Genomic DNA, 343 nt, shown 5'->3' with positions numbered 1-343 from the left:
AACTACCTCGTATAGTTGGTTGTGGTCAGCGGTTGTTGCAGGTTACCGCCTGCTTCAGCCGCGCTCAGTGATCTGTTTAGCCTGGTACTTCAAAATCATTCCATCCAGTAATGCCTTGATAATCTTACGTTCTTCCTCCGGCATACCACTCACCGCCTCAAACTGTAACGCTAAATCATCAGATGGGCCGCGTTCGTGGTCATCAAACACCAGTTCGTCAAGAGAAACATGCAGCACTTTAGCCAGCCGTATCAGGGCGTCTAAGGTGGGTTGAGCCGACCCCGCTTCATAACGGCGTATCTGGTTAACATGAAGAGATGCACTGTCAGCCAGCGCCTGTTGT

At 50.7% G+C, this 343-nt stretch carries 1 protein-coding gene; it reads right to left on the bottom strand.

Annotation, left to right across the window (positions count from 1 at the left end):
- Positions 1-54: 54 nt before the first annotated feature.
- Positions 55-343, bottom strand: a 289-nt coding sequence (locus ACGF49_RS25045) for a helix-turn-helix domain-containing protein (protein WP_387493471.1), incomplete at its 5' end; no start/stop codon positions are given.

This window comes from Photorhabdus sp. RM96S, from assembly GCF_042879335.1.
Lineage (GTDB): Bacteria > Pseudomonadota > Gammaproteobacteria > Enterobacterales > Enterobacteriaceae > Photorhabdus > Photorhabdus kayaii.
Note: the sequence above shows the minus strand (reverse complement) of the source record. Positions and strands in the feature narration are given on the sequence as shown.